Origin of the sequence: uncultured Sphingomonas sp., from assembly GCF_964237335.1 — a bacterium.
In the GTDB taxonomy this organism is placed as follows: domain Bacteria; phylum Pseudomonadota; class Alphaproteobacteria; order Sphingomonadales; family Sphingomonadaceae; genus Sphingomonas.
This window is the reverse complement of record NZ_CAXSHM010000027.1, coordinates 1-12,317: the sequence shown is the minus strand read 5'-3', so window position 1 is coordinate 12,317 and position 12,317 is coordinate 1. Positions and strand designations below refer to the sequence as shown.

The 12,317-nt window shown below is 69.5% G+C and carries 10 protein-coding genes and 1 pseudogene; 8 read left to right on the top strand and 3 right to left on the bottom strand.

All coding sequences use genetic code 11. The annotated features are described in order from the left end of the window. Positions 1 to 41: 41 nt before the first annotated feature. From lepB to ACFE65_RS12925, 5 genes are all read left to right on the top strand, one after another. The gene (gene lepB, locus ACFE65_RS12945) at positions 42 to 884 is read left to right on the top strand and encodes a signal peptidase I (RefSeq protein WP_375382780.1); all 843 of its coding nucleotides are present in this window, start codon (positions 42 to 44) and stop codon (positions 882 to 884) included. After that, positions 821 to 1,555: a ribonuclease III gene (gene rnc, locus ACFE65_RS12940; protein WP_375382779.1), complete on the top strand. Its 735-nt coding sequence runs from the start codon at positions 821 to 823 to the stop codon at positions 1,553 to 1,555. The genes lepB and rnc overlap by 64 nt, the downstream gene beginning before the upstream one ends. Positions 1,556 to 1,701: 146 nt before the next feature. Next, entirely contained in the window at positions 1,702 to 1,932 is a 231-nt protein-coding gene (locus tag ACFE65_RS12935) for a GIY-YIG nuclease family protein (protein ID WP_375382778.1), read from the top strand. Positions 1,933 to 2,113: 181 nt separating this feature from the next. Continuing rightward, the gene (gene era, locus ACFE65_RS12930) at positions 2,114 to 3,049 is read left to right on the top strand and encodes a GTPase Era (RefSeq protein WP_375382777.1); all 936 of its coding nucleotides are present in this window, start codon (positions 2,114 to 2,116) and stop codon (positions 3,047 to 3,049) included. Positions 3,050 to 3,156: 107 nt separating this feature from the next. After that, complete coding sequence (locus ACFE65_RS12925) at positions 3,157 to 4,452, top strand: sugar MFS transporter (protein ID WP_375382776.1); 1,296 nt, start codon at positions 3,157 to 3,159, stop codon at positions 4,450 to 4,452. Positions 4,453 to 4,454: 2 nt separating this feature from the next. Here ACFE65_RS12925 and ACFE65_RS12920 read toward each other — a convergent pair. Next, positions 4,455 to 5,152: pseudogene (locus ACFE65_RS12920) on the bottom strand (NAD-dependent deacylase). A 116-nt stretch (positions 5,153 to 5,268) separates the two neighbouring features. Between ACFE65_RS12920 and ACFE65_RS12915 the strand changes: the two are divergent. Together ACFE65_RS12915 and ACFE65_RS12910 are read left to right on the top strand one after the other, a co-directional pair. Then, positions 5,269 to 7,905, top strand: coding sequence for an EAL domain-containing protein (locus ACFE65_RS12915; RefSeq protein ID WP_375382775.1), 2,637 nt, complete (start codon positions 5,269 to 5,271; stop codon positions 7,903 to 7,905). Between the two features lie 84 nt (positions 7,906 to 7,989). Beyond that, a complete protein-coding gene (locus tag ACFE65_RS12910; RefSeq protein WP_375382774.1) occupies positions 7,990 to 8,373 on the top strand; it encodes a VOC family protein in 384 nt (127 codons plus the stop codon). Between the two features lie 39 nt (positions 8,374 to 8,412). Here ACFE65_RS12910 and ACFE65_RS12905 read toward each other — a convergent pair whose 3' ends face one another. Together ACFE65_RS12905 and ACFE65_RS12900 are read right to left on the bottom strand one after the other, a co-directional pair. Beyond that, positions 8,413 to 8,709 (bottom strand): hypothetical protein, encoded by a 297-nt coding sequence (locus ACFE65_RS12905; protein ID WP_375382773.1) that lies wholly within the window; start codon positions 8,707 to 8,709, stop codon positions 8,413 to 8,415. 12 nt (positions 8,710 to 8,721) lie between these two features. Next, positions 8,722 to 11,592 carry a M16 family metallopeptidase gene (locus ACFE65_RS12900; protein ID WP_375382772.1) on the bottom strand — a complete coding sequence of 957 codons (2,871 nt, stop codon included), beginning with the start codon at positions 11,590 to 11,592 and terminating at the stop codon, positions 8,722 to 8,724. 141 nt (positions 11,593 to 11,733) lie between these two features. On the opposite strand from ACFE65_RS12900, the gene ACFE65_RS12895 reads away from it, so the two are divergent. Beyond that, positions 11,734 to 12,317, top strand: a 584-nt coding sequence (locus ACFE65_RS12895) for a Clp protease N-terminal domain-containing protein (protein WP_375382771.1), incomplete at its 3' end; no start/stop codon positions are given.

Here is a 12,317-nt window from a genome sequence, read left to right as displayed (position 1 = left end):
TCCGGCTTGACGCGCGCGGGACGTTGCGCGACGCCGCTCCCATGGCCACTCCCCGCCCCAGCACGCCGCTCGCCGAGTTTCGGGACACGCTCGTCTTCCTGCTGAAGCTGGCGGTGATCGTTTTCGTGTTCCGGTCGTTCCTGTTCGCGCCGTTCAGCATACCATCCGAATCGATGCTGCCACGGCTGTTGATCGGCGACTATCTGTTTGTGCTGAAGCCCGCCTATGGCTTCTCGCGCTGGTCGCTGCCGTGGGGGGAGCCGGCGATCCCGGGCCATGTCCGCTGGGCGACCCCGTCGCGCGGCGACGTCGTCGTGTTCCGCGGACCGCATGGCGAAGATCACGACGTCATCAAGCGCGTGATCGGCCTGCCCGGCGACACGGTGCAGATGCGACATGGGCAGCTGATCCTGAACGGCGTGCCCGTCCCCAAGGTGCGAGTTGCGGATTTCGTGTTGCCTTTGTCGCCCAACTACAGCGCGGGCGAGGGCGAGGGGCAATGCTCGTCGCGGTTCCAGAGCGTGGATGCCGCCCAGCGTCCCGTCTGCCGTTATCCGCAGTTCCGCGAAACACTGCCGGGCGGATACAGTTACTCCGTCCTCGATATGGGAACCGTCGCGGCCGACGACACCGATGTGTATGCGGTGCCCGCGGGCGACATCTTCCTGATGGGCGATAATCGCGACAACAGTGCGGACAGCCGTTTTCCGGCGCCGGACGATGCCCTGCCACTGCAACAAAAAGGCATGGGCTTCGTGCCGCTGGATCACGTGGAGGGCCGCGCGCTGGTTGGCTTCTTCTCCACCGACGGATCGGCGCAATGGCTACTCCCCTGGACGTGGTTCAGCGCCGCGCGCTGGCGCCGGATCGGAGAGGGTTTCTGACCGGCAAGCCAGGTGTCCTCGCCTGGGTCGAGACGGCGCTCGGCCATCGCCCGATCGATCCCGCGCTGTTCGAACGCGCGCTGACCCATGGCAGTCATGGCGAGGCGCATTACGAGCGGCTGGAGTTCCTGGGGGATCGCGTATTGGGTCTGCTCGTCGCCGAGTGGCTGTTCGAGACGTTCCCGGCCGAACCCGAAGGCCTGTTGTCGAAGCGGCTCAACGCGCTGGTGACGGGCCCGGTATGCGCGGAGGTCGCGCGCGGGATCGGCGTGCCGGCCGCGCTCCGGCTCGGCAAGCAGGCGCTTTCCGACGGCGCGGGCGACAGCGACAACGTGCTGGGCGACGTGATGGAGGCGTTGATCGGCGCGCTGTACCTGGAGGCGGGAGTGGACGGCGCGCGCGGTGCGGTCCGGCGGCTGTGGGCGGACCGGATCGACAGCGCGGGCGCCGCGCCGCAGCATCCCAAGTCGGCGCTCCAGGAATGGGCCGCCGCCAACAACCGCAAGGCCCCTGCCTATGAGGTGACCGACCGCGCCGGCCCCGGCCACGCGCCGCGATTCACGGTCAAGGTCAGCGTGGGCCGACTGGCCGAGGCGAGCGCGGAAGGCGGATCGAAGCAGGAGGCCGAGACGGCGGCGGCGGCGGCGCTGCTGGCGATCGTGCGGGGATAGGGGCGACTCTGCTACTTGCCCTCACGTCCGTCCAGGCTGAGCGCGTCGAAGCCCTGCCCTTCTTCCTAACCGTTACCCTCACCTGTCCCTTTCTTCCGCTCACCCTGAGCTTGTCGAAGGGCTGCCCTTTTTCCTAAACTGAGTGCATGCCGTTCCACGCGTACCTGCTCCACTGCAATGGCGGCAGCTTCTACGCAGGACATACGGACAATTTGGAGGTCCGCCTCGCACAGCATGAACGCGGCGATCTTCCGGGCTACACCCGCGATCACCTGCCGGTGACGTTGGTGTGGAGCCAAGATTTCCCCCGCGGTTGGAGGCTCAGGAAGCCGAGCGTCGGATCAAGGGTTGGAGCCGGGCGAAGAAGCTCGCGCTGATCCGGGGTGATTGGTCGATGATTTCCGCACTGGCGAGGAAGAAAGGCAGCCCTTCGACAAGCTCAGGGTAGGCGGGAGGGGGAGAGCATGGTCTTCCGTCGGCAAGCTCGGAACAGGCGGAGAAGGGGGATCCGGCCTCGTCTCCTTCGACAAGCTCAAGGTGAACGGTTAGGGGATCGGGGTGACTCCAAAACCCGATCCTACGACCGCGCCTGTCGCCGCCCCCCCCACCCATTGCGGCCTCGTCACCCTCGTCGGCGCGCCCAACGCCGGCAAGTCGACGCTGGTCAACGCGCTGGTTGGCCAGAAGGTCGCGATCGTCAGTCCCAAGGCGCAGACGACGCGCGCGCGGCTGCTGGGGGTCGCGATCGAGGGCGCGACGCAGTTGCTGCTGGTCGACACGCCCGGCATCTTCGCGCCGACGCGCCGGCTCGACCGCGCCATGGTCGCCGCGGCGTGGGGCGGGACCGAAGGCGCCGACATCGTCGTGCTGGTGGTCGACGGCAAGGCGGGCACGGGCACTAAGGTGACGGCGCTGGTGGAACAGCTCGTCGGCCGGCCCGAGCGACCGTATCTCGTCCTCAACAAGGTGGATGTCGCCGACAAGGCGAAGCTGCTGGTCCATGCCGAGCGACTGAACGCGATCCTGCCGTTCCACGAGACGTTCTTCGTGTCGGCCGGGACCGGCGACGGCGTGCCCGAGCTCAAGCGCGCGCTGGCCGCCGCGATGCCGGCCGGGCCGTGGCACTATCCCGAGGATCAGGTATCGGACGCCACCGAGCGCGCGCTGGCCGCCGAGGTGACGCGCGAGCAGCTGTTCCTCCAGCTCCACGCCGAACTGCCCTATGCGAGTGCGGTCGAGACCGAGTCCTATCAGGAACGCGCCGACGGCTCGGTCGAGATCCACCAGCAGGTGATGGTCGAGCGCCCGACCCAGCGCGCGATCGTGCTGGGCAAGGGCGGCAGCCGCATCCGCGAGATCGGCGCCCGCGCCCGCGCGCAGCTCGCGTCGCTGATGGAACGGCCGGTGCACCTCTATCTGCACGTCAAGGTGCGCCCCGGCTGGGACGAGGACCGCGAGGTCTATCGCGACATCGGCCTCGACTGGGTTGACTAGACTGGGTCAATAGGCCGGTTGGCACGTGCCCCCGCCTGTCGCTAGGACGGGCGGCAAAGGGTCACGATCGGGCGGCGACCACGGCCCGGCACCCGGGAGGATCACGCTTGCACATCGACGTCGCCCCTTCGTCGTCCGATCCGGCCTCCGGTGCCGACAGCCCCGCGACCGGCATCGACGCGCCCGATCTGCGCGTGTTCGTGTTCGCGCTGTTCTTCATCTTCGGCGGCATCACCAGCCTCAACGACATCATCATCCCCAAGCTGCAGGAACTGTTCACGCTCGACCACGCCTCGTCGATGCTGGTGCAGTCGGCGTTCTTCGTCGCCTATGCGCTGTTCTCGATCCCGGCGGCGGCGATCGTGCGCCGGCTAGGCTATCTACGCACCGCGTCCGTCGGGCTGGTGACGATGACGGCGGGGTGCCTGCTGTTCATCCCCGCCTCGCGGAGTGCGACCTTCGGGATGTTCCTGTTCGCGCTGTTCGTGCTCGGCGCGGGGATCACGATCGTGCAGGTCGTCGCCAACCCGCTGATCTCGCTGTTGGGCAGGCCCGCCAGCGCGCCGTCGCGGCTGACGTTCGCGCAAGGGTTCAACTCGCTCGGCACCACCATCTTCCCGCGCATCGGCTCGACGCTGATCCTGGGCGGCATCGCGGGCGTCAGCGCCGCGTCGCTCTCGGGCGCCGCGCTCGATGCCTACCGTGTCGAGGCCTCGCGCGCGATCGTCCACACCTATCTTGGCCTCGCCGTCGCGCTGCTGGTGATCGCGGGCGTCGTGTGGACGCGGCGCAACCGCATTCACGAGGCGCAGGAGCAGGCCGGCAGCATGTTCCACGCCTTCACCCTGCTGCGCCGGCCGCGCTTCGCGATGGGCGCGGCGTGCATCTTCCTCTACGTTGGCGCGGAAGTGTCGATCGGGTCGATGACCGTCGCCTACCTCGTCCAGCGCGACGTCTGGGCAGTGGATCCCCAGACCGCGGGCAATCACGTGTCCTATTATTGGGGTGGTGCGATGGTCGGCCGCTTCGTCGGCGCGTGGGTCCTCGGCAAGGTGTCTCCGGGCAGGGCGCTGGCGAGCGTCGCCGTCGCCGCGATCGGGCTGATCCTGCTGTCCGCCAACAGCGTCGGCGGCATCGCCGGCTGGGCGTTGCTGGCGATCGGGCTGATGAACTCGATCATGTTCCCGACGATCTTTAGCCTGGCGAGCCAGGGCCTGGGCTCGCGATCGGCGGAGGGATCGGGCGTGATCGCTACCGCGATCGTCGGCGGCGCGGTCGTGCCCTATCTCACCGGCCGGCTGGCCAACGCGTCGGGGCTCCACTTCGCGCTGCTGCTGCCGGCGCTCTGCTATCTTTGCATCGCCGCCTATGGCCTCTACGCGCGGCGGCCGATGACCGGCTGAGGTCAGGCGAGCAGCGCGTCCACCCAGTCGGGGACTAGCGTGCTCGCGGAGCCAAGCCGGCTCTCGTCGAAGCGGTCGCTGCCCGCCGACCGATCTAGATTGAGCTCCAGCGTCGCCGCGCCCGCCTCGCGGGCGATCTCGACGAAGCCGGCTGCGGGATAGACGGCGCCCGACGTGCCGATCGACACGAACAGGTCGCACCGGCCCAGCATGGCCATGATCGCGTCCATCCGGTACGGCATCTCCCCGAAGAACACGATGTCGGGCCGCAGCGCCGGCCGGTCGCAGCCTTCGCAGCGCGCGCCCGGCGGCAGGTCGCCGGACCAGGGGCGCCGCGTTCCGCACGCCGCGCACAGCGCCGACCGGAGCTGGCCGTGCATCGCGATCATCCGCCGGCTGCCCGCGCGCTCGTGCAGGTCGTCGACGTTCTGCGTCACCAGCAGCAGTCGCCCCTCCAGCTGGCGTCCAGCCGCGCCAGCGCCCTATGCGCGGCGTTGGGCGCCACCGTCGCCAGCGCCGCCCGCCGCGCGTCGTAGAACCGGTGGACCAACACCGGATCCTGCGCCAGCGCCTCGGGCGTGCAGACGTCCTCGACTCGGTGGCCTTCCCACAGGCCCCCCGGCCCGCGGAATGTCGCCAGGCCGCTTTCCGCCGAGATGCCGGCGCCGGTCAGGATGACGATCGTGCCGCTGCGATCCACATCAAGTCCTTAATGCCGATCCCGCGGCTCCGCCAGCGCCGCCTGTCGAGCGAAGACGAGACCGTTAACCATGTTCCATCGCCGATCCTCAATCGGTGTCGTGGCAGCGACGATCCATGAAGGGCGCCACTTCCTCTTTCCTCCTCGACTTTGGCCTGCGCGAGGATGAGCGCGATCCGGTGACGGCGGCTCATACGAGCCAGCTCGTCGGGATCGGGGCGACCTGGTCGTTCGCGGTCACCGCTCAGGCGCTGGCGACGGCGACGATCGCCATCCTGTCGATGACGACCGGCAGAGGACCGACGCTCCTCGCGCTGGCACTGCTCGCCGCGTCGGCGGCATGCGCGGTGCCGACATGGGCGATCCTGACCCGTGCGAAGGAGTGGAGCGCCTGTCGCCGGCATCGCGCGCTGCTGCCCGCGGTCGTCGTGCTGGCGATCGCGCAGGCCGCGCTCCTGTGTTCGGCCCGCGCCCTGCCGGCCGGCCCGATGCAGCCAGCCGCCATCGCCGCGGTCGTGGCGGCGATCGGCGTGTCGGCGATCCTGTTGTATCCGGCGCGTATCGCGGCGCTGGGTTTCGGCGCCGGCCTGCTCGCCGCGTTCGGGATCATGGGGCAGAGCATCGCCGCCACGGGCGCGGTGGCGCCGGTCGTCCTCTGCCTCGGCGTCGCGATGCTGCGGCTCGCGCGGCGCGACACGCGCAACGCGCTCGCCCATGCCGGCCAGGCGAGCGAAGGCCAGTTCGCCGCCCGCATGATCGCGGAGTTCGAGGGCCAGGGCACCGGATGGTTCTGGGAAACCGACCGCGCGGGCCGCGTCACCTATCTGTCGCGCAAGGTGGCGGACGAACTGGCGCAGACCAAGGGGATGGACCCGGTCGGCCGCCCGTTGACCGAGCTGTTCCGGATCGACTCCGACGCGCCCGCCACCGAGCGGACTCTCGCCTTCCACCTGTCGTCGCGGACGTCGTTTTCGGATTACTCGGTCCTGGCGGCAGAGGAGGAGGCGACCGGCGATCCGACGGGCGGCCGTTGCTGGTCGATCTCCGGCCGGCCCATGACGGACGAGCTCGGACGGTTCCAGGGCTTCATCGGCTCCGGCAGCGACCTGACCCAGAAGCGCCGGTCGGAGGCGCAGATCACCCGCCTCGCGCTGTTCGACGGGCTGACCGGACTCGCCAATCGCCAGCGCATGCGGCTGTCGCTCGACAAGACGCTGTCGCAGACCGTCGGCCCCTATCGCGCCACGACGTTGTTCATGCTCGACCTCGACCGGTTCAAGGCCGTGAACGACACGCTGGGGCACCAGGCCGGTGACGAGCTGCTGCGGCAGGTCGCGCAGCGGTTGCAGCGCTGCGTCGGCGACAAGGGCCTGTGCGGCCGACTGGGCGGCGACGAGTTCCAGGTCCTGCTGCCCGGCACGGACGCGCGCGACGTGCTGGCCGAGCTCGCCCGGACGATCATCGCCTCGCTGTCTCAGCCTTATTACATCGCGGGGCAGTCGGTGACGATCGGCTGTTCGATCGGCATCGCCGTCGCGCCGCGCCACGATGCCGAGGCCGAGACGCTGATCCGCAACGCCGATCTTGCGCTCTACGCGGCCAAGGGCGACGGACGCGGCGTCCACCGTTTCTACGCCGACGACATGCTGGCCGGCGCGCAGAGCCGCAAGCTGCTGGAAGACGACCTGCGCCACGCGGTCGCCACCGGGGCCTTCCACCTCGCCTACCAGCCGTTCGTCTCCACCGCCGACGCGCGCATCGTGGGATATGAGGCGCTGCTCCGCTGGGATCATCCCACCCGCGGCGCGGTCGGCCCGGCGACGTTCATCCCGGTCGCGGAGGAGTGCGGCCTGATCGGCGCAATCGGCGAGTGGGTGATGCGGACGGCCTGCGCGGAGGCGGCGAGCTGGCCGGGCGGCGTGCGCGTCGCTGTCAACGTCTCACCCATCCAGTTCGCCAGCCCCGCGCTCCCCGCCCTCGTCGCGAGCGCGCTTGCGAGCGCGCAACTCGATCCCGCCCGGCTGGAGCTCGAGATCACCGAGGGCGTGTTCCTCGACCAGACGCGCTCGTCGGACGCGATGTTCGCCGCGCTGAAAGGGCTCGGTGTCCGCCTGTCGCTCGACGATTTCGGCACCGGCTACTCCTCGCTCGGCTATCTGCGCACCGCGCCGTTCGACAAGATCAAGATCGACCAGAGCTTCGTCCGCGGCGCGGCGCAGCCGGGCAATCGCAACGCCGCGATCATCAAGGCGATCGTCACGCTCGCCGACACATTGGGCATGGAGACGACGGCCGAAGGCGTCGAGGTGCAGGACGAGATCGAACTCGTGCGCCAACTGGGGTGCAGCCACATCCAGGGCTATGTCTATGGCAAGCCGATGCTCGGCGAGGAGGCGCGCCGCCAGCTGTTCGACGTCGGCGGCCAGGTCGCCGCATCGGGCTTCAAGGTCAGCCGCAGTCCGCGCACGACGATGCTCCGGTCCGCGCGGCTCGATCTCGCCGGCGGGCACAAGGACGTCCGCATCCGCAACATCTCGTCCAGTGGCGCGATGGTCGACGGCCTCGACCTCGATGGCTTCGAGCTGGCGGACGGCGCCGAAGGCGTCGAGGTGCTGATCGAGCTGCTGGAGGACCAGATGTTCGCGGCCACGCTCCGCTGGACCGAGGGCGGCCGCGCCGGCGTCGAGTTCGCGCAGCAGTTCAACCTCGAACGGCTCCAGCTCTCCCGCCAGCAACGACGCGGCGCAGCCTGATCTGCGGCGCCCAACGGGTTTGACGCTGCCGGTCCATCGCGCGATGGCGGACCGCCCGCATCGTGCGGCAAGGAGAGCGTCCCCGTGTTCAGCCACATGATGGTCGGCAGCAACGACCTCGAACGCTCGCGGCGTTTCTACGACGCGCTGTTCACCGCGACCGGCGGCCGGCCAGGCATCGTCGACCCGCTCGGGCGGCTCGCCTATCGCGGAAAGGGCGCGAGCTTCATGGTGACGGTGCCGATCGACGGCGAGCCCGCGACCGCAGGCAACGGCAGCACGATCGGTTTCGCGATGGAAGGTCCCGAGCAGGCCAAGGCCTGGCATGCCGCCGGCATCGCGAACGGCGGCACCGCGATCGAGGAGGCGCCCGGCGCGCGCCAGACGCCGTTCGGCCAGATCTACCTCGCCTATCTGCGCGATCCCGACGGCAACAAGCTGTGCGCGCTCCATCGCATCGCCGCCTGAAGCCAGGCGGGCGATCCCGAGCCGGGATCGCGCGCTACGCTATCCGCGGGTGCCGGTCAGCGCGAAGCTGCCGAAGCCGCCGGCGCCCACGTCGCCGGTCAGCGTGTCGCCCGAGATCGTCGCCGCGCAATCGAGCGTCATCGGCATCGGCACGCTGATCGACATCTTCCAGGCGAGCTTGTCGCCCGAGACGGTGCCGGACACGGGCAGTGATCCCATGGCGCCGCTCGCCTGGCCGGAGAAGGACGATCCGTCGCCGGTCAGCGCCATCGTCAGCTTCTGATCGCCCAGCGGCGATTTCACCGTGCAGTTCCAGGTCCCGTCGATGTCCGCCATGCTGCGTCCTTCCTAGTTCGTGCCGGCTTGCGGCGATCCGTCCGTCGGCTTGGGTACGGTCGCCGCGGCCGGCCCCGCCACCGCGGCGGCGGGCACCACCTCGACGGGAAGGCTCACGGCGTCAAGCTGCGGCCGCACGATCCTGGCGTCCCCGACGACGACGTAGACGAAACGCGACGGGTCGATCGTGTCCCGGATCGCGGCGTTCACCTGCGGCAACGACAGCGCGCGGTAGCGCTGGGTTATGGTCGCGTAATAGTCGTCCGGCCGCTTGTAGAGGTCGTTCGCCTGCATCGCCCGCAACACGCCGCCGGACGTCTCGAACGTTCCTGACAGCGACCGGGTGGCGCCGGTGATCGTGCGATCGAACTCCTCCTGCGTCATCGGCTGGGTCGTCACGAACCCGGCGATGTCCTGACGCAGCGACGCGAGCGAAGGGCCGGTCTTGTCCGCCTGGACCGGCGCCGTGGCGACATAGGGCGTCGCAAAGGCGTCTCGCTGAAACCGGCCCGACACGCCGTAGGACCAGTGTTTCGATTCACGCAGGTCCATGTTGACGCGGCTGAGGAAGCTGCCGCCCAGCGCGTCGTTGGCGACCTCCAGGCCGAGGAGATCGTCCGTGCCGACGACCTTCGTGGGTGCCGCCGCGACGATCACCGATTGCGGGCTGTCGGGCCGGTCGACCAGGATGATCCTGGGCCGCGAGGGCTGCGGCGGCGTCGAGAAGTCCTTGGTGCCGGCCGGCCCCACCGGCTGCCAATCGCCGAACCGGGCATCGAGCGCGGCGCGCACCTCAGCGAGCGACCGATCACTGGTGACGAAGATCTTCGCCTTGTCCGGCCGCAACCAAGCATGCTGGAACGCGACGAGATCATCGCGGGTCAACGTCCGCACCGCCGCGGGATCACCGCCGCCCTGCTGCTTGGCATAGGGGTAAGCGGCGCCGAACACGAGACGTGGCCCAATGCGTCCGGCGAGGGCGGTAGGATTGGTGAGTTCCTGCGCAATCCCGGCGAGCTGCTGGTTCTTCAACCGCGCGACCTCCGCCGGCGCGAAGGCGGGATTGCGCGAGACGTCCGCGAACAGGTCGACGGCGGGCGCGAGGTTGGCGCTGGGCACGGTCATCGAGATGGTCGTGCGATCGGCGCTCGCGCCCCCGCCCAGCCCCATGCCCAGCCGCTCGCGCTCCTCCGCGATCTGCAGCCCGGTGCGCATCGGCGTGCCCTCGTCGATCAGGTCCAGCACCAGTTGCTGCGTGCCCAGCTTGTCCGGCACGTCGGCGGCATAGCCCGCATCGAAGCTCAGCACCGCACTGGTGATGGGCACGGCCCTGCGCTGCGCATAGACCAGCGCGATGCCGTTGCGCAGCGTCGTGCGCTGCACCGCCGGGGACGACAGGTCGGGAACGGCGCCCACCGCCGGCAACGGCCCGCGCGTGCCCTTCACGATGGGCTCGGCGGCCGCGATGACGGCGGCCTTGGGCGCCACCTGCGCATTCGCATAGGCGTCGCGCGGGCCCGGCACGACCGTCAGCGCGTAGACCGGGCGCGACAGCCACTTGTCGGTCGCCGCCTTAACCTGCGCCGGGGTTTCCGCGGCCAGCCGGGCAAGCTCCTTTCTGTAGAAGCCCGGATCGTTCGAATAAAGCACACCCTCCGCGAGCGCGACCGCCTTTCCGCCGAACCCGCCGACCGATTCCAGCCCCTCGATCGTGCGCGCCGCGTCGCGGGTCGCGACCCGGGTGACCTCGTCGGCGGTCGGCCCCGTGCGCAGGAACTCGGCCACCACCTCGTCCACCCGCCTCGCCGCCAGCGCGGGGTCGACGCCCGGCCGCACGACCGCGCGGATGGCGAAGAAGCCGAGCTGCGAGAAGGTGCGGTTGGAGGCCGACACGCTCACCAGCAGTTTCTCGTTGCGGACCAGCGCGGTCTCCAGCCTCGATGACGACAGGCCGCCGAGCACGCCCGCCGCCACGTCGAGCGCGGTCGACTCAGGATCGTTCAGGCCCGGCACCGCCCAGTTGCGGGTGATGAGCGTCGCCGCGACCCGGTCCTTCATCACCTCGTTCACGGGCGCGGACAACGTCGGGATCGGTGCGGCGGGCGCGACGCTGGCGGGCCCGCGTGGGATCGCGCCGAAGTATTTCGTCACCAGCGCGCGCGCGGTCGCGACGTCGATGTCACCGGCGAGCACCAGCACCGCGTTGTTCGGTCCGTAATGGTCGTGGAACCAGTCCTTCACGGTCTGCAGCGACGCCGCATCGAGGTCCGCCATCGAGCCGATCGTCGTGTGGGCATAGGGGTGCCCGGCCGGGAACAGGCCCTCGACGAGCCTGTACTGGACGAGGCCGTAGGGCTGGTTGTCCCCCTGGCGCTTCTCGTTCTGGACGACGCCGCGCTGCTCGTCGAGCACGCCTTGCGTGATCGCGCCGGTCAGATACCCCATGCGATCGGACTCGAGGAACAACGCGCGGTCGAGCGCGGCGGTCGGCACCGTCTCGAAGTAATTCGTGCGGTCGAAATAGGTGGTACCGTTGTAATCGGTCGCGCCGACGCTCTTGAGCGGCACGAAGAAGTCGGTCGGCGAGTTCTCGCTGCCGTTGAACATCAGATGCTCGAACAGGTGCGCGAAGCCCGTCTTGCCCGCGGGCTCGAACTTCGACCCGACATTGTACCAGACGCTGACGGCTACCACCGGCGCCTTGCGATCGGTGGAGACGACGACGCGCAAGCCGTTGGGCAAGGTGAATTGCTGGAACGGGATGTTCACCTCGCGCACCAGCGCCGCGACCGGTGCGGGCCGCGACGGAGCCGTCTGCGCGAGGACAGGTGCCGCGAGCACAGCCGTCGCTGCGCCGGCCAGTGCCAGAGCCTTGGTGTTCATGTCATCTTCCCCCCGAGTCCTCCCGCCACGATAGTTGGCGGCGCGAGCAGCGCAACATGCGTTCGATGCCCGCGCCGCCCTCCCCCTTGTGTGTCTCAAATATCACACCATCTTCCCGGCACCAGCGAACAGGGAGTTTGCATGAACATCGAGACCTTCACCGATCGCGCCAAGGGGTTCCTCCAGTCGGCGCAGACCGTCGCGATCCGCATGAACCACCAGCGGATCGCGCCCGAACACATCCTCAAGGCATTGCTGGAGGACGAGCAAGGCATGGCGGCCGGCCTGATCCGCGCCGCCGGTGGCGATCCCGCGCGCGCCACGAGCGAGACGGACCTCGCGCTGTCGCGCATCCCGGCGGTGTCCGGCTCCGGCGCGCAACAGACACCTGGGCTCGACAACGACGCGGTGCGCGTCCTCGACCAGGCCGAGCAGATCGGTAAGCAGGCGGGCGACAGCTTCGTCACCGTCGAGCGGCTGCTGGTCGCACTCGCGCTGTCGCTGAACACGGCGGCGGGCAAGGCGATCAAGGCGTCGGGCGCCAGCCCCGAGGCGCTGAACGGCGCGATCAACCAGCTTCGCCAGGGCCGCACCGCCGACACCGCGGGCGCCGAGGACCGGTATGACGCGCTCAAGAAGTTCGCGCGCGACCTCACGCAGGCGGCACGCGACGGCAAGCTCGATCCGGTGATCGGCCGCGACGAGGAGATCAGGCGCACGATCCA